The organism is Tenacibaculum todarodis (assembly GCF_001889045.1).
In the GTDB taxonomy this organism is placed as follows: domain Bacteria; phylum Bacteroidota; class Bacteroidia; order Flavobacteriales; family Flavobacteriaceae; genus Polaribacter; species Polaribacter todarodis.
The window spans coordinates 890,967-909,658 of sequence record NZ_CP018155.1 but is presented as its reverse complement, the minus strand read 5'-3'; the positions used below and the strand labels follow the sequence as shown (position 1 = coordinate 909,658).

The window sequence follows — 18,692 nt, the reverse complement described above, 5'->3', positions numbered from 1 at the left end:
ATACTAAAGAAAAGTGAAAGTTCTTTATTCTTTATCTACTATTAACTCTAGTTTTCTTGCTTTAGGGAATAAAATGTTATTCTCTAAATGTACATGTTGGTGTAGGTTGTCTTCAAATTCTTTTAAATACATCTCCAGCTGCATCATGTTCATCTTCCATCATATTTATTGGATTATCTATTGTTTCAAAATGAGGAATACTTATAGAGCTACCTTCTTTATTAGCTTTTACAAGTTTTTTTATAAAAGGAAAAAGAATTAATTCTTCTTTTTTCATGTGTGTAGTTAGTTCATTAGAAACAGTAATTATAAGGTTATTAATTTCAATTAACTCATTGTATACTTTTCCATGAACTTTAGCAACCTTTGCTCCATATTGCTTTAATAGAGGAATATTTTCTTCCACATATGTGTGATGTTCATTAACAATATAGTCGATTAAAAAGTCTAACTCCCAGTTATTAAAATTATTAGAGGAAGAAGTTTTGCTTTCTAAGTTTATTAATTCACTTAGTAATTGTTTGTAATTAACACTGTTTTTCTCGCACGCTTTTTCAATAGAAATTCCCCCACCACAACAAAAATCTATGCCATGCTTTTTAAAAACATGGGCAGTTTTTATGTTTTCCGTTACTAATTCTGCTACCGTTTTATTTTTTAAGTTTTCCATTTTTTTAGTTTTAATACTACAAAGTTGTACTATTTTATTTCTCTTGAATATGATTTAAATCATATTTATAATAAAGTATCAGAACTAAATTTGTTAAAAGAATAAAATGAATATTAACTTAAAACTGAGGAAATGAGATTTTTAAAAACTGTATGTCTATTATGTATTACAAGTTTGTTGCTAACAAGTTGTAAAAGTGATAACAAAAAAGAAGTAGCAATTGCAAATAATGCAAATATCTATGTAAAAGGAACTATGGAAGCAGAATTAACAGCGCCGCCACTTGTTCCTGCTCCAGTTGGAAATCGTTCAGCAAAAAAGTTGTTGGTAAATATGGAAATTCTTGAAAAAGAAGGAACCATGACAGATGGAGTTCAGTATGTATATTGGACTTTTGGAGGTTCTGTTCCTGGAAGTTTTATAAGAACAAGAGTAGGAGATTTGGTTGAGTTTACGTTATCAAATCATCCAGATAATAAATTACCACATAATATAGATTTACATGCGGTAACAGGTCCAGGAGGAGGAGCAGAGTCTTCATTTGTTGCTCCTGGTCATAAAAAAACATTTTCATTTAAAACATTAAATCCAGGTTTGTATGTATATCACTGTGCAACTGCACCAGTAGGAATGCACATTGCAAACGGAATGTACGGTTTAATATTGGTTGAACCAGAAGGAGGTTTGCCTAAAGTAGATAAAGAATATTACATAATGCAAGGAGATTTTTATACAAAAGGAGATACCGGAGAAAAAGGATTACAACCTTTTGACATGAAGAAAGCTGTAGAGGAAGATGCAGATTATGTAGTTTTTAACGGTAAAGTAGGTGCTTTAACAGGTGATGGAGCAATTACAGCAAATGTTGGAGAAACAGTGCGTTTATATGTAGGTAATGGAGGTCCAAACTTAACTTCTTCGTTTCATGTTATTGGAGAAATATTTGATAATGTTCATATAGAAGGAGGAGATAATATTAATAAAAACGTACAAACAACATCTATTCCTGCTGGTGGTGCGGCAATAGTAGATTTTAAAGTTGATGTTCCGGGGACATTTATTTTAGTAGATCATGCCATTTTTAGAGCGTTTAATAAAGGTGCATTAGGAATGTTGAAAGTAACTGGTGAAGAGGATAAAGCATTGTATTCTGGTGTAAAACAAGAAGGTATTTATAATCCAGAAGGAGGAACAATTCAAACAATGCCAGAAGAAGATAAGAAAGAAGTTGTTGTTAAGATTATTGAAAAATCATTAGCGCAAAAAATGAAAGATGGTAAACAAGTATATGGTCAAACATGTTTTGCATGTCATCAAGCAGAAGGGCAAGGAATACCAAGTGCGTTTCCTCCTTTAGCTAAATCCGATTATTTAAACGTTGATGTAAAAAGAGCAATTGGTATTGTTTTAAATGGTAAAACAGGAGAAATTACTGTAAACGGAGAAAAATATAACAGTATTATGACAAAGCAATCTTTAACGGAAGAAGAAGTAGCCGATGTTATGACATATATCTATAATTCTTGGGGAAATAACAAAACCAATGTCAGTGTAAAAATGGTTAAAGACGTTAAGAATCAATAATTCAAATTTAATGAGAACTATTTTAAGATTGGCAATTTGTGTACTATTTCTAAATCCAATTATTGCAAATTGTCAGTCTAAAATGGTACAAATTAAAGGAGGTAACTATATTCCTTTATATGGTAGAGATTCTATGAAAGTTTCTATAAGTAATTTTTCTATGGATGTGTATCCGGTAACAAATAAAGAATTTTTAGCATTTGTAAAAAAATATCCAAAATGGCAAAGAAGTAATGCTATAAAGTTATTTGTTGATGAAAGTTATTTACGCGAATGGAAATCTGACACTATTTTAGGTGTAAATCAAAAAGAGAAATCGCCAATTACGCAAATATCTTGGTTTGCAGCAAAAGATTATTGCGAATGCCAAGGAAAAAGATTGCCAACGGTTGATGAATGGGAATATGTTGCCATGGCAAACAAAACAATGCCAGATGCAAGAAAACTAAAAACCTATAACGAGTTTATTTTAAGTTGGTATGAGAAACCAAAAACATTTAATAAAACCATTGGTTCAACCTTTAAAAATTATTGGAAAGTGTACGATTTACATGGTTTAGTTTGGGAATGGACTTCCGATTTTAATTCCGTTTTAATAACAGGAGAGTCTAGAAAAGATGTAGATGCAGATACTAATTTGTTTTGCGGTAGTGCAGCTATAAACGCAACCGATTTAATGAATTACGCCGCATTTATGCGTTATGCAACAAGAGGAAGTTTAAAGGCGAAATACACTATGAAAAACCTCGGATTTAGATGTGTAAAAGACAATTAAATACATAAAAATGAAATTAATTAAATACATATTATTTTTTACGACAGTTGTATTAATGGTTTCTTGTGCTGAAAAAAACACAAAAGAAACTGCTAAAACAGAATATCAATGTCCAATGAAATGCGAAGGAGAAAAAGTGTTTTTAAAACCAGGTTCTTGTGCTATTTGTAAAATGGACTTGAAGCCAATAACAAAAAAAGCTAAAAAAGTTATAAACGATAAAATTTCTGAGGAATCTATATTCAATTTAACATCAAAATGGAATACCGAAGAGGGGGAAAGCATCACTTTAAAAGAGCTGAAAGGAAAAACGTTAGTTATGGTAATGATTTATACTACTTGTAAAGCTGCTTGTCCAAGATTAACTGGCGATATGAGGAATATTGAAGCTAAAATACCTTCTGATTATAAAGATGATGTTCAATATGTTTTTGTAAGTATAGATCCAGAAAATGACACTCCAAAAAGATTAAAAGAGTTTGCAAAACAAAATTATATAGATGAAGCACAATGGACTTTTTTACAAGGAACAGAAGATGGAATAAGAGAATTTGCCAATGTTTTGGCTGTAAAATACAAAGAAATTTCACCATTAGATTTCTCACATTCTAATATTATAAGTGTCTTTAATCCTGAAGGAGAATTAGTACATCAACAAGAAGGGTTGGGTGTAAATAATAAGGAAACAGTTTCAAAAATTATTGAAACGGTAGTAAAATTTTAAAAGGTTTAGTCGTATAGATATTTCTTTAATGTGGTAAACATTTAAACCAAAAATTAGTAGTCTTTTTAGTTGATTTTTAACAAGAAAAGCATCTTTCAAATTAATGAAAGATGCTTTTTATTTTATAAGAAAATCTATCTATTGATAGTTTGTTTTCTATCTGGACCAACCGAAACGATTGACACAGGAACTCCAGTTTCTTTTTCAATAAAAGCAACATAGTCTAATAGATTTTTAGGTAATTGTTCTGCAGAAGTCATTTTTGTTAAGTCTTCTTCCCAACCTTTAAATTCAGAATAGTTTACAGAAACATTTTCTGGTTCAATATTATAAGGTAAGTGAGAAATTTCTTTTCCTTTGTAATTATAAGAAGTACAAACTTTTAATGTATCAAAACCAGATAAAACATCACCTTTCATCATCATTAATTGCGTAACTCCGTTTACATCTACAGCGTATTTTAAAGCCACCAAATCTAACCACCCACATCTTCTTGGTCTACCTGTTGTTGCACCAAATTCATGACCAACACTAGCCATAGTTTCTCCATCTTTATCAAATAATTCAGTAGGAAAAGGACCAGAACCAACTCTTGTTGTGTATGCTTTAAAAATTCCGAATACATCTCCAATTCTGTTTGGAGCAACACCTAAACCTGTACAAGCACCTGCTGCTGTTGTGTTAGATGAAGTTACAAAAGGATATGTTCCAAAATCAATATCTAATAAAGAACCTTGAGCTCCTTCTGCTAAAATTGTTTTCTTATCTTTTATTGCTTGGTTTAAAAACTCTTCACTATCAATAAATTGTAAAGTTTTTAATTTGTCTATTCCTCTACAAAATTCAGCTTCTAATTCTTTTAAATCATATTCAATTTGAACATCGAAGAATTCTAACATTTTAATATGCTTAGCTGTTAAAGCATCATATTTTTCTTTCCAGTTTTCTAATTCTAAATCTCCAACACGCATACCGTTTCTACCGGTTTTGTCCATATAAGTTGGGCCAATTCCTTTTAAAGTAGAACCAATTTTTGCTTTTCCTTTTGAAGTTTCTGAAGCTGCATCTAATAATCTATGTGTTGGTAAAATTAAATGTGCTTTTCTAGAAATTAATAATTTAGAGGTGTAATCTATATTATGTTTATCTAAGTTTTCTAATTCTTTTTGAAAAATAACAGGATCAATTACAACACCATTACCAACAACATTTAATGCTGTTTTATGAAAAATTCCTGAAGGAATTGTGTGTAACACGTGTTTAAATCCGTCAAATATTAAAGTGTGTCCAGCGTTAGGACCTCCTTGAAAACGTGCAATAATATCGTAATTTGATGTAAGTACGTCTACTATTTTACCTTTTCCCTCATCTCCCCATTGTAATCCAAGTAATAAATCTACAGCCATTAGTTGTTTAATTTGTTGTTGTGTGTTGTATTGTTAATTAAGATTGTTTCTTTTTTGTTCCGTAAAAATAAAGTGAATGATTATGAATATCAATATCAAAAATATCTTCAATAGTTTTTTTGATAATCTGTATTCTTGGATCACAGAATTCTTTTACTTCTCCTGAATCTGTAAAAATTACATGATCATGATTTTTATCGAAATAACTTTTTTCGTAACGTGCCATAGATTGCCCGTCAAATTGATGTTTACGAACTAAACCACAATCAAGTAATAAATCTATTGTATTGTAAAGAGTTGCACGGCTTACACGATAATTTTTGTTTTTCATGTTGATATATAAAGATTCTATATCAAAATGTTCATCAACATCGTATATTTCTTGTAGTATTGCGTAGCGTTCTGGTGTTTTTCTATGCTTATTTTCTTCTAAATAGGCAGTAAAAACTTTTTTTACAACTTCTTGATTTTCGGCAGAATTGCTCATAAATGCTCTAGTTATTAAGCAACAAATTTACACTTATTTTACAATATTTTAATGCCTAATTAAAAAGTAATAAATAAGTTTTAAACAGTTGTTAATTTTTTTTATAATAATCTGTATTACAAAGAGTTAATTCTTTCAACTTTTTGAACTCCTTCTATTTTTTTTATACTTTCAATTAATTTTGTTAATTGATTTTTGTTTTTTACACTTAAAGATAATTTTCCATCAAAAATGCCATCGTCTCCAGAGATATTTATACTGTGTATAAAAACACTCATGTTATTAGAGATTATTTTGGTAAGGTTGTTAACAATACCTTTGTTGTCTACGCCAGATAAATGTAAAACGGCCTTAAATTCTTGTTTAGTAGAATCTATCCATTTTGAAGGCATAATTCTATATGCATAATTAGATTGTAAAGAAATGGCATTTGGACAATTGTTCTTATGCACCTTAATTCCTTCGTTAATTGTTACAAAACCAAAAACTTTATCGCCAGGAATTGGATTACAACATTTAGACAGTTTAAAATCTAATTTCTCTTCATCTTTACCAAAAACTAATGCATCATATTTGCTTGTAACTTCTTCTTTATCAATTTTTTCTTTTGGTTGTTGCCTTTTGAAACTATTTTTTATAAAGCTCATTATTGCACCGCTACGCTGGTTAGCAAATGCTTTTAATTGTGTATTGTCTATGGCTCCATTTCCAATTCTATAAAACAAATCGAAACTTGTTTTAAGATTAAAATAATTAACCATTTCATTTACAGCTTTATCATCAAAATTAATTTTTAAATGACGTAACTTTCTTGAAAGAACAGCTTTTCCTTCTTCTGCAATAATCTTTTCTTCTTCTTTTAGTGCTGTTTTAATTTTTGTTCTGGCGCGAGCAGTAATAACAAAATCTAACCATCTTGCTTTTGGTTTATTTGTAGATGTAGTTAGTACTTCTATTTGATCTCCACTTGTAAGTGTATGACTTAGTGGAACTAGCTTTCCGTTAACTTTAACACCTCTTGTTTTTAAACCAACGTCTGTATGTATTGAAAATGCAAAATCTAAGGCTGAAGCTCCTTTTGGTAGTGATTTTAAATCTCCATTTGGAGTAAATACATATATTTCTTTTGAATATAAATTCAATTTAAAATCTTCAACAAAATCTACCGCATCTAAACTTTGGTTTTCTAAGGTTTCTTTTAATTTATTCAACCAAGATTCTAAACCACTTTCATTTTCATTACCTTGTTTGTATTTAAAATGAGCTGCATATCCTTTTTCAGCAATTTCATTCATTCTATTAGAACGAATTTGAACTTCTACCCATTGTGCATTTGGCCCAACAACTGTTATATGCAAGGCTTCGTAACCTGTAGATTTAGGTTGAGAAATCCAATCTCTTAATCGAGTTGGGTTTGGCTTAAAATAATCTGTAACTATTGAATATATTTTCCAAGCATCAAATTTTTCATCTTTAGAAGTTGGTTCAAATATTATTCTAATTGCAAATTTATCATAGACTTCATCAAAAGAAACATTTTGCTTTCGCATTTTTCTCCTAATTGAAAAGATAGATTTAAACCTGCCTTTAATTTCATAAGTGAATTTTTCTTTATCTAAGCCAGATTTTAGTTTGTCTGAAAAAGATTTTATGTATAGTTCTTGTTCTTCTTTGCTTTCTTTAATTTTGCTTAAGATATCGTTGTAAACTTCTGGTTCTGTATATTTTAAGCCAAGATCTTCTAACTCTGTTTTAATATTATATAAACCTAAACGATGGGCTAGTGGTGCGTAAATATATAAGGTTTCTGATGCAATTTTAAGTTGTTTATATGCTGGCATTGCATCCATGGTTTGCATATTATGCAATCTATCTGCAATTTTTATTAAAATTACACGAACATCATCATTTAAAGTAAGAAGCATTTTACGAAAATTCTCTGCTTGGATAGAATAATCTTGATCTTTCTTTAAACGAGAAATTTTTGTTAAGCCACTTACAATACGAGCAATTGTTTCTCCAAACAACTGTTCCATATCTTCAACAGTGTAATGTGTGTCCTCTACAACATCATGAAGTAGGGCAGCAGCAATAGAAGTTGCTCCTAAGCCAATTTCGTTAGCAACAATTTTTGCTACAGCAATTGGATGGTAAATATAAGGTTCACCAGTTTTTCTTCTTTGTTCAGAATGTGCCTCTACAGCAATTTCAAAAGCCTTACGGATTAATACTTTATCTTCTTTTGATAAAACTTCATACGTTCCTTTTAGCAAGTCTTTATATCTATTTGCTATCTCCTTATTTTCCTCTTCTACAGTTGCTGTGTATGCCATAGATTAAAAGTAACGCAAAGAATTTTACTAAGCAAGTTTTTTTAACTCCTATTATTAAAAAATAATTTTCTGAATGAAATTAATAAATGAGCGGTAGTTCTCTTAAAAAACTGTTAAACTAAAAATTAAACTGTAACTAATTTAATAAAGCATCGTCTTATAAATGATTACTTACTACAAGTTAGTGATTAGTTAGTTTTTAATAGTTGATAAAAAGGGTTGAAATTTCACAATTTCAACCCTTTTGAATTATATAAACTTTTGTTTTATTTTAATTACCGTTGCTATTTAATTTTTTATCAGGAACACGATTACGTTCAATTTTACCTTTTTTAACGGCTTTGTATTCTTCATAACAATCTAAAACAGCTTCAATAAGCTGTAAATCACTTGCTTTTTTGATAAAATATTCTGAATAATTACAATCGGTAAGTAATTTAGTTAGCTCTTGACGATCCATTTCTAAATATTCCATCATTACCTCACGATCAAATTTACCTTGTAACATTTTACGTAAATCGTCTTCTTTCTTTAATTTCTGAAGCTTTTTAAGCTGTTTTGGCTTTTTCCCGAAGAGATTATACACTAAATCTACCGGATTAAAAAGTTTTGCAATTGGAGAAGATATTTTTTGAGGACGACCAACTTCGTACGTTTGTGGCAATCCGTTTATATGTATTCTGGTAAATTTATCTGTAGGAACTTGTTTAACATCTACTTCTAAAACACCAATTAATTTAGTAGATCTTATAATAACTTCTTTAACTTCTTCGGGTTTTTCAATTAAGGCAATTTCTAGTTCATTTCCTTTTAATAAATCGTTTGTTACTTTCAGTTTTATTGATTCAAAACCTAAATAAGAAACCAATACAGTATCATTAGCTTTTGCAACTAATTCAAAAAAACCTTTATCGTTTGTAATGGTTCCTGTAACAGAATTCAAGTTTAAAATATGAGCGGCACTTAAGCCATTTTTATTTTCTGAATGAATAATTTGACCTTTTAACTTATTGTTTTGTGAAAATCCAACAATAGAAATTAACAAAAAAGATAGTAAGAATAGATGTTTTTGCATGTTGCAATAATAATAATAATAGTGTATAATGACGTTAATAATCTGTGAAAAGTAGCAACAAAAAATATACCATAAAAAAAATCGAAGTAAAACTTCGATTTCTAGTGCGCACGAGAAGACTCGAACTTCCACGGACTAATGTCCATCAACCCCTCAAGCTGACGCGTCTACCAATTCCGCCACGTGCGCTTTTAAACAAAAAAAAGTTAAGCTTACACTTAACTTTTTTTTTGTGACCGGGCTGGGGCTCGAACCCAGGACCCTCTCCTTAAAAGGGAGATGCTCTACCAACTGAGCTACCAGGTCATTGCTTTTTGTAAAAGCGAGTGCAAATATACTATGATAAGTTTTATTAACACAATTTTTTTTGAGATATTTTATCGATATTTGTAAAATATTATGAAGATAGTTTTAGTTGGGTATATGGCAAGCGGTAAAAGTACCGTTGGAAAGGAATTGAGTAGTAAATTATACATTCCGTTTATAGATTTGGATAATTTTATTGAAGAAGGTGAGGGGAAATCAGTTTCTAAAATATTTGAAGAAAATGGAGAAATCTATTTTAGAAAAAAAGAACATCAATATTTAAAACAGTTATTAAACTCTGAAGATAGTTTTGTATTGTCTTTAGGAGGCGGAACACCTTGTTATGCTGGTAACATGGATTTAGTTTTAAATTCTGATGCTTCTTCTATTTATTTAAAAGCTAGTTTAAAAACGTTATATAATAGACTTCAAAAACAAAAAGAAACTAGGCCTTTAGTTGCTTCAATTTCTGATAAAAAATTATCAGAATTTATTGCAAAGCATTTATTTGAAAGAAGATTTTACTATGAAAAAGCAAATTTCAACCTTACAATTGATGATAAGAAAGTGTCTGATATTGTAGCAGAATTAAGAATTTTATTACATTAAAAAAGCTACAGCATCTTTTCCTTTAAATTCTACAACAATATGCTCTTTTAGAGAAGTTGATAAAGAAATACCTTTAAAATCTGCTTTTACAGGATATTTTTTATGATTTCTATTTACTAATACAGCTGTCTTGAACCTTTTTAAAGGTACATCTAGAAAATGTTTTATACCATAAATTAAGGTTGTACCAGAGTTTAAAACATCATCAACTAAAACCAAAGATTTATTTTTATACTCTTCAGCTTTAATAGAAGTAGTTATTGGGCTCAACGGTTTTTTCTTATTTATTTTAACCTCACACAGTTGTACTTTTAAGTCAGAAATTTCTGAAAGTATTTCTGCAATTTTTTTAGCAAATAAAAAACCATTATCTGCAATGCCGGCTATAATAATTTCCTCTTCTTTACTATTACTTTCAAATATTTGATAAGCAATTCTTCGAGTTTTATGAGCTACTTCCGTAGCATTTAAAATTATATTATTGGTTGTTGTCATCATATTATTTGTTCTTCTTCCGGTGATTCGTAATAATCATCAATATCTCTTCTATCTTTTTTTGTTGGTCTTCCAGTACCTTTTTTTCTATAATAATCTTTAGAATATTTTAAAAGTTCAGTTTTTTCAAATTCTTCTTTTGGTGTAATATCTTTTCGATATAAATCTACCAATTTTGCGCCAACTCTACTTAAAGGTATGTCTAATACTTTTATTTTATAATTAATTTGATTCTTTCTAACTGTAAGTTCTTCGTTACCAAATATTTCTTTAGAAGGCTTTAAATTGTTTCCTTCAACTTTTACATGCCCTTTTTTACAGGCTTCCGTTGCTAAACTTCTTGTTTTAAAAAGCCGAATACACCATAAGTATTTATCAATTCTCATACAAAAAGTTAAATTTTTACGTTAGGTTTTTTACAAAGGTATAAAAATGCTAACTTGCGCCTTAAAATTTTTAGAATAAATGATTAAAATTAAACACGTTTTTATAGTAGCATTATTTTCAATTGCATTTTATGCTTGTGGAGATGATAATGATAGTAATGCGGTTGAAGTCTTTGACCATGAAGCGCAAGCCTTAATTGATAAAGATTCTTTAGCTAGTTTTTTTACAAAACATTATTATGATACAACTTCTGGTTTAGTAAAACCATTAATAGCTGGAGAAACAGCGTTATCTAATGATTCTAATTTAAAATCTCAAGAAGTTACTGAACAAGAAGTAGATTATACTTTTTATTATTATAAAATTGGAAATGAAGGTTCAGATCCAGACGCTAAAGGAAATCCTTCTGTTGTAGATTCTGTATATGCAAAATATAACGGAGTAAGAATCGTTGATACAGATAGTATAAGTACTTCTTTTGATAGTAATACATCTTGGTTTACACTTGATGGTGTTATACGTGGTTGGTCTTATAGTTTTCCTAATTTTAAAGGAGGAGAAAATGTTTCTTCTAGTACTCCTGGTGAACCAATTAATTTTATTAATGGAGGAAAAGGTATCTTATTCATTCCTTCTGGTCTTGGTTATAGAAATGTTGGTACACCAACCGGATCTATACCAGGTAATGCTAATCTTATTTTTTATATTGAATTATGGGATATTGTAGCGAACACTGATCATGATCAAGATGGAATTCCTTCAATTGAAGAAGATTTAGACGGAGATGGAGATCCAAGAAATGATGATACTGATGAAAACTTTGTTGCTAATTATGTCGATGCAGATGATGATGGCGATGGAAAATTAACAAAAGATGAAGATAGAAATGGAGATGGAGATCCAAGAAATGATTTTAATGATCCTGATAACCCAACATTACCAGATTATTTAAACCCTAATATTTTTGGGTAACAGAAAAAATACAGAAATAAAAAAAGCACGTTTACAAAATGTAAACGTGCTTTTTTTATGTTTAATAGTTTCTCTTAAAATCTATAAGATAAACCTACAATAATCTGGTTAACTCTTGTGTCAAAATTAACTTCGTTACCACCAACATTACTGTCTACAAAAGAAGATTCTGTATCAGATAAAGCTCTTTCCCAACGAACATCTAGACCTAATTTACCTAATTCTACACCAGCTCCAAATTGTAAACCAAGTGAAAAACCGTCAGAATTAACATCTTTTAAATCTTCAATATCAAAGTCTGAATCAAGTATATATTGAAAAGAAGGCCCTCCAAAAATATGTGCAATTCCAAAAACTTTTGTTCCTAATAAAACAGGAATATCTATTTTTTGAAAATCATACGTAGTTTTAACTCCTTTATTTAAATAAGTAACTTCATTACTTAATTGAGTATACACCAATTCTGGTCGTAAATACAAACCTAAAACTGGTAATTTAATACGTGTCCAAATACCTGCATGAAAACCAGTTTTACTTTTTGCTCCATCAAAGATATCTGTTTGAACTTCTTCAATAGATTCAGAATTATAATTTACACCACCTTTAATACCAAAGTCTATTTGTGAATTTACAAATTGATTGAAACCTAAAGTGAAAATTGCTACTAAAATTATTCTTTTCATAATTAATTATTATTTACGTGTTAATACTTTTTCTACAGCTTTAACGATGGCAATGTCATTAATGTTGTATTTAGCCATTAATTCTTCTGGAGTTGCAGATTCTCCAAAGCTATCGTTTACAGCTACAAATTCTTGTGGAGTAGGATTGTTAGTAGCTAAACAACGTGCTACACTTTCTCCTAAACCACCATATTTATTGTGCTCTTCAGCAGTTACAACACAACCTGTTTTTGCCACAGATTTTAAAATAGCTTCTTCGTCTAAAGGTTTTATTGTGTGAATATTTATTACTTCAGCAGAAATTCCTTTTGCTTCTAATGCTTCAGATGCTTGTAATGCTTCCCAAACTAAATGTCCAGTTGCAATAATGGTTACATCTGTACCTTCAGTTAATTGTACAGCTTTACCAATTTTAAATTCGCCAGTTGGCATATAAACAGGTACTTTTGGACGACCAAAACGTAAATAAACTGGTCCTTCATGTTCTGCAATAGCAATTGTAGCTTCTTTTGTTTGATTATAATCGCACGTATTAATTACCGTCATTCCAGGTAACATTTTCATCAATCCAATATCTTCTAAAATTTGATGTGTTGCTCCATCTTCGCCTAAAGTTAAACCTGCATGTGAAGCACAAATTTTCACATTTTTGTCTGAATATGCAACAGATTGGCGAATTTGATCGTAAACTCTTCCTGTAGAAAAGTTGGCGAATGTTCCTGTAAAAGGAATTTTACCTCCAATTGTCATACCAGCAGCAATACCAATCATATTTGCTTCAGCAATTCCTATTTGAAAAAAGCGTTCTGGATGATTTTTTTCAAATTCATTCATTTTTAAAGAACCTGTTAAGTCGGCACAAAGTGCAACAACATTAGGATTTGTTTTTCCTAATTCAGTTAAACCATCTCCAAAACCAGATCGAGTATCTTTTTTTTCTGTATAGGTGTATTTTTTCATTTTTTTAGTATTTGTGTGTTGTTAATTTAGTCATCAAAAATAAACTTTTTATTCCTTTTTGAGGTAAAGAAAAAGGCAATAAAATAAAGACTTTTTAACAGTTAGTAAGTAATGTTTATAATTAATCTAATTTTAGTAATTCATCATATAATTTATGTACTGGCAAGCCCATTACATTAAAATAACTTCCTTCTATTTTTGTAATTCCAATTCTGCCAATCCATTCTTGAATTCCATAAGCACCAGCTTTGTCGTAAGGTTTGTATTTGTTGATGTAATAGTTAATTTCTTCATCAGATAAATCTTTAAAGTATACAATTGTGGTATCGTTTATTATCTTCTGGAAATTCTTATTTTTTATACTTATTGAAGTAATAACATCATGCTTTTTGCCAGACATTTTCTTAATCATATTAAAAGCATCTTCGTAGTTTTTTGGCTTACCAAGCGCTTCATTTTTAAACCAAACAATGGTGTCAGAAGTTATTAAGATGTCTTTTTCAGTAAGTTCATTGTCAAAAGGTTGCGATTTTAAGTCAGCAAGAAAATCGGTTATTTCTGCTCCTTTTAATTCCTTCGGATAAATTTCTTCAACTTCTTTTAAACGGATTTCATAATCGATATCTAAATCTTTAAAAAACGCTTGTCTTCTTGGTGAACCAGAAGCTAAAATGATGTTGTATTTTGATAGTTTTTCTCTTAACATATTTTTTTTGTCATTCCCGTGAAAACGGGAATCTATACTTGGTTAATTTTTTAATATTTTTCTTTCTATGGATTCCTGCCTACGCAGAAATGACACATTGTTTTTTAAATAAATTTGAATAATAACATTGATAAAATTCCGAAGCACATAATTAGTTTCATTAAATCACTTAAATAGGAGTAGTGTTTTTTTGTTTTAACATTATTAAGCTTATAAGCTAAAAATATAAAAGGAATAAATGTTATAAATAAAAAATAAAAAAATAATAGTTTATTATGAATCAGAAGAGATTTTAAAATAATTACCCCAAAAATTAATGATAAGAAAACAATTAAATTAATGATATAAATAGAGCGTTTTCTGCCTATTAGAATAGGTAAAGTTTTAGCATTTATCTTTAAATCTCCATTTATATCTTCTAAATCCTTAATAATTTCTCTTATTAAAGTGGAAATAAACGCAAAAATCATGTATAATATTATTGTTATCCACACTCTAAAGTGAAAAGTAGAATCAGTTTGTTGGTTAAAATTTAGGTAGTAATTGGGGATATATTTGAAGTCTAATAAATAGACAATATAAATAGTTAGAGAAACTAAAATAGAGATAATTAGATTTCCTATTAAAAGTACCTTCTTAAATAAGATAGAATATAAAAACAATCCAAAAACAGTTACTAAAAAAATATAAAAACAATTTATATTTTCTGTTATTAAAGAGAGTTGGTAGCTTAATGATAATCCTAAAAAACTTAATATAAAATAACTTCTCCAAGCATTTTTCTTAGCAAATGTTACATCAATAAACACCTTATTTGGTTTGTTTATTTTATCAGCTTCTACATCAAAAATATCATTAACAATATAACCGCCAGCAGTTATACAAAGTACACTTATAACTAAAAGTATAAATTGAAAATGTGTTAAATAACTAGGAGAAATAAAAGATTCAATCAACGCATATTTAGTTAAAACCATCGTTAATAAAACCATTAAAAGGTTTTTATAACGGATTAGTTTTAAGAAAGAAATCATTTAGTTAAAGTTCTTTTTAATACGCGCTAAATCTTTTTTATTGTCACGATCTTTCATGGTTTCACGCTTATCGTGTAGTTTTTTACCTTTAGCTAAGGCAATTTCTAATTTAGCAAAACCACGTTCGTTAATAAACAAACGTAACGGTACAATTGCATTTCCTTTTGCTTCAACTTCTTTCTTTAGAGATTTTAATTCACGCTTATTTAAAAGTAACCTTCGCTCACTTTTTGGCTTGTGATTAAACTGATGTCCGTATATATATTCTTCAATATACATGTTTATTACAAACAATTCACCGCCTTCGTTAAACTCACAAAAGCTTTCGGTAATACGAGCTTTGCTTAATCTAATCGATTTTATTTCTGTTCCAGTTAACTGAATTCCAGCCGTATACTTATCGATTATCTCGAATTCGAAGCGGGCTTTTTTGTTTTTTATGTTAATATTCTTCTGCATTTAGCATCTTTTATAAAAGATTAACAAATATACATTTTTGATTAAGATAAAGAAGTGTAATTTTGAATCTAGAAAATCGACTTATAATTTATGAGAAATATTATACTATTTGCACTTTTTATACTTGTTGCTTGTAAACCAAATAAAATAAAAGATTTAAATGCTCAAGAAATTGTTGATAAAGCAATTTTAGCTTCTGGAGCAGATAAAGTTTCTAATTCTATTATTACTTTTCAATTTAGAGATAAAAAGTATGTAGCGGTAAGAGAAAATGGTTTGTACAGATTATCGAGATCTTTTACAAATAAAATGTCTGATCATGAAGAAGATCAAGTTACTAATTATGGTTATAGAAGATATTTAAATGGTCATAAATTACCTGCTGCTTTAGATTCTTTAATTGATGTAAATAGAGCTAATGCGGTAAATTCTGTTCATTATTTTTCAGTTTTACCTTATGGTTTAAATGATAAAGCTGTTAATAAGAAGTTATTAACTTCTTCAACAATAAATAAAAAGGAATATTATAAAATTCAAGTTACTTTTAATGAAGAAGGTGGAGGAGAGGATTTTGATGATGTATTTATATATTGGATTGGAAAAGAAGATTTTTTAGTTGATTATTTAGCATATTCTTATCATACTAACGGAGGTGGAATGCGTTTTAGAGAGTTAACAGAACAATGTGTTAAAAACGGAATTAGATTTGTAGATTATGCTAATTATAAGCCTTTAGACACTACTATTTTATTAGAAAATTTAGACAAAGCGTTTGAAGAAAATAAACTTAAAAAAGTTTCTGAAATTATTTTAAGGAATATTGAAGTTGAAATTAACTAGAAATTACATGAAAAAACTACTACTTTTTATCTTATTCATAAGTACTTATTCTCTAATTTTTGCTCAAAATACTGTTGGTACAAAAAATATAACCAATGATGTTTATGAAGGTTACACATTATTCTCAATTCATAAAAAAACATTTTTAATTGATAATTGTGGTAGAGTAGTAAATGAATGGAATAGTGAATTTACACCTGGTAATGCGGTCTATTTATTACCTAACGGCAATATTCTAAGAGCCGGTAGAGAAGATGGTTTAAGTAATATAGTTTTTGGCGGAGTTGGAGGTGTTGCAGAAATTTTTGATTGGGACGGAAATTTAATTTGGCAATATAAATACAATAATAATAGCAAAAGACAACACCATGACGTTTATCCAATGCCTAATGGGAATGTATTAATTTTAGCAGTTACTGTTTTAACTAACGAAGAAGCCATCCAAGCAGGTAGAGATCCAAGTGTTACTTCTGGAGAATTATATAACGAACAAATAATTGAAGTAGAACCTATTGGGACTACTGATGGAAATATCGTTTGGGAATGGAATGTTAAAGACCATTTAATTCAAGATTTAGATAGTTCTAAAGACAACTTTGGTGTTATTGAAGATAATCCTCATAAAATTGATATTAATTTTTTAAATGGAGGAAATGGAAGTTCAAATTGGTTGCACGTTAACTCTATACAATATGATGAGAATTTAGATCAGATAGTGATTAGTTCTAGAAATTTAAGTGAAATTTGGATTATTGATCACTCAACAACAACTATAGAAGCTGCATCAAATTTTGGCGGAGATTATGGAAAAGGTGGCGATATTTTATACCGTTGGGGAAATCCAGAAGCTTATAAAAAAGGATATAGTTCAGACAGAAAATTATTTGGACAGCATTATCCACATTTTGTAAGAAATACAGGAACTATTTATGATGGTAAAATGATAGTTTTTAATAATGGTTTAACTAGAGATCCTTTATTTTCAGAAGTTAATATCTTAACTCCACCAACTGATTCTCCTGGTTTTTATAGTTATAGTGATGTTGCTTTTGGACCAACTAGTTTAGATTATGAGTATTCAGATTTATCTTTTACACCATCAACTTTTTATTCTTCAATAGTAAGTAGTGCACAAGTTTTACCTAATAATAATATTTTAGTTTGTGAAGGAGCAGAAGGACGTGTTTTTGAACTGAATAAAAATAAAGAAATAGTTTGGGAATATGTAAATCCCGTAACAAATGGAACAGGAAATATATCTACACAATTTGATACTTCGCCAGTTGGAAATACCACTTTTAGAGCAATAAAATATGGTTTAGATTATGGAGCTTTTATTGGAAAAACGATTACTGTTGGAGATCCTATTGAAAATGATTTTAATTTAACTCCTTGTAATAATTTGGATGTAAATCAATTTAGTATAAATTCATTTAACATATATCCAAACCCAACAAAAGGAGTTTTAAATTTAGCTAAAAAGGTAGATAAGATTGAATTGTATTCAATTTTAGGAGCCAAATTAGCTGAATTTAAAAACACTAAACAAATTGATGTATATAGCTATAAAACAGGTGTTTACTTAGTTAAAATATATAAAGATGATACGTTTTTTACTTCTAAATTTATAAAAAACTAATTTTTATTCAATCTTTAAAAGCGTACTTGTTTTTATATCGCCAATTACGGTAACAATATATAAGTTTCCATTATTAGTTTCTTCTATTTGTTTATATTTTTCTACGCCTAATATTTTATTTGCAAAATAAGGTGTAGTATTACTATGACCAACAATTAATATTGTTTTGCCTTTTGTATTGTATTGAAAAGCTTCATCAAACATATTTCTAGGATCATAACCTAAAATTTGTAATTTCTGACTATCTGCAACAAACTTTGCTGTTTGTTTTGTTCTTTTATAATCAGTAGAATATATTGCATCAAAAGAAACATCGCTTAAGATTTTTACCCAATTTTCAGAACGTTTAATACCTTCATTATTTAATGTTGGATTTTTGTCAGTTGTATCTGTTTTTACTTTTTCTGCATGTCTAATTAAATAATAAGTTGTAATTTCTTCTTGAGAAAAAACTCCTATTGAACTAAATAATACTGCAATAATTAAAATAATTTTCTTCATATTCTTAAATTTAAATAGCGAATATACTTAAAAAAAGAAAAAAGCGA

Annotated in this window: 19 protein-coding genes, 2 tRNA genes and 1 pseudogene; 7 read left to right on the top strand and 15 right to left on the bottom strand. The window is 29.0% G+C overall.

The annotated features are described in order from the left end of the window. Positions 1-24: 24 nt before the first annotated feature. Positions 25-670: pseudogene (locus tag LPB136_RS04210) on the bottom strand (DUF542 domain-containing protein). Positions 671-802: 132 nt separating this feature from the next. Between LPB136_RS04210 and nirK the strand changes: the two are divergent. From nirK to LPB136_RS04195, 3 genes are read left to right on the top strand one after another with little or no spacing between them, the layout of a single operon-like run. After that, positions 803-2,254: a copper-containing nitrite reductase gene (gene nirK / locus LPB136_RS04205; RefSeq protein ID WP_072554938.1), complete on the top strand. Its 1,452-nt coding sequence runs from the start codon at positions 803-805 to the stop codon at positions 2,252-2,254. A 10-nt stretch (positions 2,255-2,264) separates the two neighbouring features. After that, positions 2,265-3,029 carry a formylglycine-generating enzyme family protein gene (locus tag LPB136_RS04200; protein ID WP_072554937.1) on the top strand — a complete coding sequence of 255 codons (765 nt, stop codon included), beginning with the start codon at positions 2,265-2,267 and terminating at the stop codon, positions 3,027-3,029. Between the two features lie 10 nt (positions 3,030-3,039). Further along, positions 3,040-3,753: an SCO family protein gene (locus LPB136_RS04195; RefSeq protein WP_158009594.1), complete on the top strand. Its 714-nt coding sequence runs from the start codon at positions 3,040-3,042 to the stop codon at positions 3,751-3,753. 134 nt (positions 3,754-3,887) lie between these two features. Here LPB136_RS04195 and LPB136_RS04190 read toward each other — a convergent pair whose 3' ends face one another. The 6 genes from LPB136_RS04190 to LPB136_RS04165 form a co-directional block, all read right to left on the bottom strand. Next, positions 3,888-5,159, bottom strand: a complete 1,272-nt coding sequence (locus LPB136_RS04190; protein ID WP_072554936.1) for an adenylosuccinate synthase — start codon at positions 5,157-5,159, stop codon at positions 3,888-3,890. A 37-nt stretch (positions 5,160-5,196) separates the two neighbouring features. Continuing rightward, entirely contained in the window at positions 5,197-5,646 is a 450-nt protein-coding gene (locus LPB136_RS04185) for a Fur family transcriptional regulator (RefSeq protein WP_072554935.1), read from the bottom strand. Positions 5,647-5,762: 116 nt separating this feature from the next. After that, positions 5,763-7,979 (bottom strand): RelA/SpoT family protein, encoded by a 2,217-nt coding sequence (locus tag LPB136_RS04180; protein WP_072554934.1) that lies wholly within the window; start codon positions 7,977-7,979, stop codon positions 5,763-5,765. A gap of 271 nt (positions 7,980-8,250) precedes the next feature. Further along, positions 8,251-9,054 (bottom strand): carboxypeptidase-like regulatory domain-containing protein, encoded by an 804-nt coding sequence (locus tag LPB136_RS04175; protein ID WP_072554933.1) that lies wholly within the window; start codon positions 9,052-9,054, stop codon positions 8,251-8,253. A gap of 105 nt (positions 9,055-9,159) precedes the next feature. Further along, positions 9,160-9,243: transfer RNA gene (locus LPB136_RS04170), tRNA-Leu, on the bottom strand. A 44-nt stretch (positions 9,244-9,287) separates the two neighbouring features. Then, a tRNA-Lys gene (locus tag LPB136_RS04165) sits at positions 9,288-9,360 on the bottom strand. 93 nt (positions 9,361-9,453) lie between these two features. Between LPB136_RS04165 and LPB136_RS04160 the strand changes: the two genes are divergently transcribed. Beyond that, complete coding sequence (locus tag LPB136_RS04160; RefSeq protein ID WP_072554932.1) at positions 9,454-9,969, top strand: shikimate kinase; 516 nt, start codon at positions 9,454-9,456, stop codon at positions 9,967-9,969. Here the strand turns inward: LPB136_RS04160 and LPB136_RS04155 are convergent. Continuing rightward, positions 9,961-10,464 (bottom strand): phosphoribosyltransferase family protein, encoded by a 504-nt coding sequence (locus LPB136_RS04155; protein WP_072554931.1) that lies wholly within the window; start codon positions 10,462-10,464, stop codon positions 9,961-9,963. The genes LPB136_RS04160 and LPB136_RS04155 overlap by 9 nt on opposite strands. After that, positions 10,464-10,850: an RNA-binding S4 domain-containing protein gene (locus LPB136_RS04150; RefSeq protein ID WP_072554930.1), complete on the bottom strand. Its 387-nt coding sequence runs from the start codon at positions 10,848-10,850 to the stop codon at positions 10,464-10,466. The genes LPB136_RS04155 and LPB136_RS04150 overlap by 1 nt, the downstream gene beginning before the upstream one ends. A gap of 79 nt (positions 10,851-10,929) precedes the next feature. Here LPB136_RS04150 and LPB136_RS04145 point away from each other — a divergent pair, with 79 nt between their 5' ends. Next, a complete protein-coding gene (locus tag LPB136_RS04145) occupies positions 10,930-11,823 on the top strand; it encodes an FKBP-type peptidyl-prolyl cis-trans isomerase (RefSeq protein WP_072554929.1) in 894 nt (297 codons plus the stop codon). A gap of 74 nt (positions 11,824-11,897) precedes the next feature. Here the strand turns inward: LPB136_RS04145 and LPB136_RS04140 are convergent, their stop codons facing one another. The 5 genes from LPB136_RS04140 to smpB form a co-directional block, all read right to left on the bottom strand. Continuing rightward, entirely contained in the window at positions 11,898-12,506 is a 609-nt protein-coding gene (locus LPB136_RS04140; protein ID WP_072554928.1) for a porin family protein, read from the bottom strand. A gap of 9 nt (positions 12,507-12,515) precedes the next feature. Then, entirely contained in the window at positions 12,516-13,466 is a 951-nt protein-coding gene (locus LPB136_RS04135) for a transketolase family protein (protein WP_072554927.1), read from the bottom strand. Positions 13,467-13,587: 121 nt separating this feature from the next. Further along, positions 13,588-14,172 (bottom strand): Maf-like protein, encoded by a 585-nt coding sequence (locus LPB136_RS04130; protein WP_072554926.1) that lies wholly within the window; start codon positions 14,170-14,172, stop codon positions 13,588-13,590. A 104-nt stretch (positions 14,173-14,276) separates the two neighbouring features. Beyond that, entirely contained in the window at positions 14,277-15,206 is a 930-nt protein-coding gene (locus LPB136_RS04125; RefSeq protein WP_072554925.1) for a geranylgeranylglycerol-phosphate geranylgeranyltransferase, read from the bottom strand. Then, positions 15,207-15,665 (bottom strand): SsrA-binding protein SmpB, encoded by a 459-nt coding sequence (gene smpB / locus LPB136_RS04120; protein ID WP_072554924.1) that lies wholly within the window; start codon positions 15,663-15,665, stop codon positions 15,207-15,209. A 90-nt stretch (positions 15,666-15,755) separates the two neighbouring features. On the opposite strand from smpB, the gene LPB136_RS04115 reads away from it, so the two are divergent. Then, complete coding sequence (locus LPB136_RS04115; protein ID WP_072554923.1) at positions 15,756-16,505, top strand: DUF6503 family protein; 750 nt, start codon at positions 15,756-15,758, stop codon at positions 16,503-16,505. Positions 16,506-16,512: 7 nt separating this feature from the next. Continuing rightward, complete coding sequence (locus LPB136_RS04110; protein ID WP_072554922.1) at positions 16,513-18,144, top strand: aryl-sulfate sulfotransferase; 1,632 nt, start codon at positions 16,513-16,515, stop codon at positions 18,142-18,144. A 3-nt stretch (positions 18,145-18,147) separates the two neighbouring features. Here the strand turns inward: LPB136_RS04110 and LPB136_RS04105 are convergent, their stop codons facing one another. After that, positions 18,148-18,645 carry a SixA phosphatase family protein gene (locus tag LPB136_RS04105; protein ID WP_072554921.1) on the bottom strand — a complete coding sequence of 166 codons (498 nt, stop codon included), beginning with the start codon at positions 18,643-18,645 and terminating at the stop codon, positions 18,148-18,150. Between the last annotated feature and the right edge of the window lie 47 nt (positions 18,646-18,692).

Bases quoted from the DNA above. Each gene is read 5' to 3' on its own strand.
- nirK (WP_072554938.1), top strand. From the start codon at position 803: ATGAGATTTTTAAAAACTGTATGTCTATTATGTATTACAAGTTTGTTG.
- LPB136_RS04200 (WP_072554937.1), top strand. From the start codon at position 2,265: ATGAGAACTATTTTAAGATTGGCAATTTGTGTACTATTTCTAAATCCA.
- LPB136_RS04195 (WP_158009594.1), top strand. From the start codon at position 3,040: ATGAAATTAATTAAATACATATTATTTTTTACGACAGTTGTATTAATG.
- LPB136_RS04190 (WP_072554936.1), bottom strand. From the start codon at position 5,159: ATGGCTGTAGATTTATTACTTGGATTACAATGGGGAGATGAGGGAAAA.
- LPB136_RS04185 (WP_072554935.1), bottom strand. From the start codon at position 5,646: ATGAGCAATTCTGCCGAAAATCAAGAAGTTGTAAAAAAAGTTTTTACT.
- LPB136_RS04180 (WP_072554934.1), bottom strand. From the start codon at position 7,979: ATGGCATACACAGCAACTGTAGAAGAGGAAAATAAGGAGATAGCAAAT.
- LPB136_RS04175 (WP_072554933.1), bottom strand. From the start codon at position 9,054: ATGCAAAAACATCTATTCTTACTATCTTTTTTGTTAATTTCTATTGTT.
- LPB136_RS04160 (WP_072554932.1), top strand. From the start codon at position 9,454: ATGAAGATAGTTTTAGTTGGGTATATGGCAAGCGGTAAAAGTACCGTT.
- LPB136_RS04155 (WP_072554931.1), bottom strand. From the start codon at position 10,464: ATGACAACAACCAATAATATAATTTTAAATGCTACGGAAGTAGCTCAT.
- LPB136_RS04150 (WP_072554930.1), bottom strand. From the start codon at position 10,850: ATGAGAATTGATAAATACTTATGGTGTATTCGGCTTTTTAAAACAAGA.
- LPB136_RS04145 (WP_072554929.1), top strand. From the start codon at position 10,930: ATGATTAAAATTAAACACGTTTTTATAGTAGCATTATTTTCAATTGCA.
- LPB136_RS04140 (WP_072554928.1), bottom strand. From the start codon at position 12,506: ATGAAAAGAATAATTTTAGTAGCAATTTTCACTTTAGGTTTCAATCAA.
- LPB136_RS04135 (WP_072554927.1), bottom strand. From the start codon at position 13,466: ATGAAAAAATACACCTATACAGAAAAAAAAGATACTCGATCTGGTTTT.
- LPB136_RS04130 (WP_072554926.1), bottom strand. From the start codon at position 14,172: ATGTTAAGAGAAAAACTATCAAAATACAACATCATTTTAGCTTCTGGT.
- LPB136_RS04125 (WP_072554925.1), bottom strand. From the start codon at position 15,206: ATGATTTCTTTCTTAAAACTAATCCGTTATAAAAACCTTTTAATGGTT.
- smpB (WP_072554924.1), bottom strand. From the start codon at position 15,665: ATGCAGAAGAATATTAACATAAAAAACAAAAAAGCCCGCTTCGAATTC.
- LPB136_RS04115 (WP_072554923.1), top strand. From the start codon at position 15,756: ATGAGAAATATTATACTATTTGCACTTTTTATACTTGTTGCTTGTAAA.
- LPB136_RS04110 (WP_072554922.1), top strand. From the start codon at position 16,513: ATGAAAAAACTACTACTTTTTATCTTATTCATAAGTACTTATTCTCTA.
- LPB136_RS04105 (WP_072554921.1), bottom strand. From the start codon at position 18,645: ATGAAGAAAATTATTTTAATTATTGCAGTATTATTTAGTTCAATAGGA.